Origin of the sequence: Edaphosphingomonas laterariae (assembly GCF_900188165.1) — a bacterium.
Classification (GTDB): domain Bacteria; phylum Pseudomonadota; class Alphaproteobacteria; order Sphingomonadales; family Sphingomonadaceae; genus Sphingomonas_E; species Sphingomonas_E laterariae.
Genome location: NZ_FZOS01000073.1, coordinates 1 through 2093, shown reverse-complemented (window position 1 = coordinate 2093; position 2093 = coordinate 1). Strand labels below are relative to the sequence as shown.

The 2093-nt window shown below is 64.3% G+C and carries 2 protein-coding genes and 1 pseudogene; 2 read left to right on the top strand and 1 reads right to left on the bottom strand.

Annotation, left to right across the window (positions count from 1 at the left end; genetic code table 11):
• On the top strand, nucleotides 1–387 hold a 387-nt coding region (locus CHB74_RS21355; RefSeq protein ID WP_245843151.1), incomplete at its 5' end, for an integrase core domain-containing protein.
• Nucleotides 388–1012: 625 nt separating this feature from the next.
• Here the strand turns inward: CHB74_RS21355 and CHB74_RS21350 are convergent.
• Nucleotides 1013–1420 carry a DUF2442 domain-containing protein gene (locus tag CHB74_RS21350; RefSeq protein ID WP_089221466.1) on the bottom strand — a complete coding sequence of 136 codons (408 nt, stop codon included), beginning with the start codon at nucleotides 1418–1420 and terminating at the stop codon, nucleotides 1013–1015.
• A 216-nt stretch (nucleotides 1421–1636) separates the two neighbouring features.
• On the opposite strand from CHB74_RS21350, the pseudogene CHB74_RS21345 reads away from it, so the two are divergent.
• Nucleotides 1637–1870, top strand: a pseudogene (locus tag CHB74_RS21345) (ATP-binding protein); the annotation flags it as partial.
• Between the last annotated feature and the right edge of the window lie 223 nt (nucleotides 1871–2093).

The following is a 2093-nucleotide window of genomic DNA, read 5'->3' as shown; positions in this document are numbered from 1 at the left end:
TTGGCAGAAAGGCTTCAAGGTGGACGACTTTTACGCCGCCCGCAGCAGGGCTATCCCGCCGCTACCGTGGTCGAATATTGCTCCGCCGTTCTCATCGGCGTGAAGACGCTCTACATCACGCCGGGTAGCCCGTGGGAGAATGGCTATTGCGAAAGCTTCAACGGGTCGCTGCGCGATGAACTGCTCAACGGCGAAATCTTCTACTCGCTCGCCGAGGCCCGGATCCTGATCGAGGCGTGGCGCCGACATTACAACACCGTCCGGCCGCACAGCTCGCTCGGGTATCGACCACCGGCGCCCGAGGCCGTTCCATCGCCAGTGTCGCCCTCCGGTTCCGCTTCGCTCCACCTACGGCCGACACTGGCGATGGAGGCTTCAATGCACTAACAATCCCAGCGGGCCACTCGGCGGGGGCCGGTCACTGGGGCGACGGCTTGAGGAAGCCTATCAGGTCGTCCGGGACCGAGCGGTGGCGTTCCTTCGTCCGAGCCATGAAGTGTCACCAAAGATAGAGCCGCTCACGTCCTCAGCGGCGATTGATCGCGATGCGTTGCTCGGCCGCAGTGGTGCATCCGATCAGCCGCCTAGGGAGGTCGATCGTGAGGCTCTGCTAGGGCGCTGGTCGGCGGAAATGTCAGACCGGTCGCCATTACCCGACCGAGACAATCTGCTAGGCTGTAAGCTAGCGCAAGTGCGTCCTGATCGACCTCTCCCGGATCGAGAGCGGTAAGGCGGTGAGCATTCGGCAGACCTAACGGGCGCGCCAACGCCCGCAATGTCGGCGCTCTCTGCCGTTCCGAGCTCCGTCAACGCGCCTCATCGTCAGGGGAGGGCTGGGAGCCGAGCCCCTTCTCCCTTCTGGGGCTTTTCAGCGCGGTTCTTCGGATAGTGGATACGGTCTCGGCTCAGGTCGCCCTCGGCATAGGCGATAGCGTCCTCCAGGCCGGCCCTATCTTCTCGAATGCGCGCGTCATTATTACTCTGGGACGTTGCTGCCCAACGGGCCTGCCCCTCAGGCGTGGGCCATTTTCCGGGGGCGGCCTCCCTTGGCTCCATTCGCGCGGGCTGCGGCGGCCTTGGCCGGGGATGTCGCCTGGCCGGCGAGACGGGCCATATGGGCTTTCGTGCCGAACAAACCGGTCAGCAGGCCAGGAAGGGACAAATCGACGTCGAGGGCTTCCCAATGCAGACCGTAGCCGAGGCCGAGAATCTCAACATCAGCGAGCTGCTGGGCGGTCGCGCGCTCCAGCCCCTGCGCGATCCGGGGCGGGAAGGCGAAGGTGCAGCCGTTGGTGAGATCGATCACCATACGGTCGAGCGCCGGATCATAGCGGGCTGCGGCGGCGCGGGGTTCGCTTTCCAGAGCGAGCTTACCCCGTGCCATGGCGGCGTCGATCTGGGCATCGGTCAGGTCAGTCATGAATGTCGCTCCACCGTTCCAGCAGATAGGTCTGCTGCTCTTTCACGATTTGCATCGCGCGCCGGATTTCGGCGCGGGTCATGCCAGCTGCCGAGATCAGCTCGGGGATGCCGGCCTGTAGCGCGACGATCTGGATGAGACGGGCGACAATCCGTTCTCATCCTGATTGTCGCCCGTCTCATCCTGATCGCCGCTCCGCAGACGCTGCTCGTCCGGTTCGACTACCTGCCGTTCGCTCTCGCCGGTGGCCAACTGCTGTTCCACCTCGTCAGCCGGCTTTACGAGCAGACCTCGATCATCATCACCACCAACCTTGCGTTCGGCGAATGGCCCAGCGTGTTCGGTGACGCCAAGATGACCACAGCGCTGCTCGACCGGCTGACCCACCATTGCGACATCGTCGAGATCGGCAATGAGAGCTGGCGGTTCAAGAACCGCGAAGCCGCCTGACCCCTTCCCCCGGACCCCCATCCCCCGGGTTGACCCGGTGGACCCACAGGCACCTCCCACGGACGCCGCCGCCAGCGCTCCTGACGGCGCGCGGCGTCGTCCGCGGGGCCCTTGTCGATCCGTCCTAGCGCTACTTTGGCAGAAGTGTGATTTTTGGGATTCCCAAGGAGAGATTTCCCTGATTCATGGGGAGCCAGCTTGACGGAGGCTGGCGATGGACGAG

Bases quoted from the DNA above. Each gene is read 5' to 3' on its own strand.
- CHB74_RS21350 (WP_089221466.1), bottom strand. From the start codon at position 1,420: ATGACTGACCTGACCGATGCCCAGATCGACGCCGCCATGGCACGGGGT.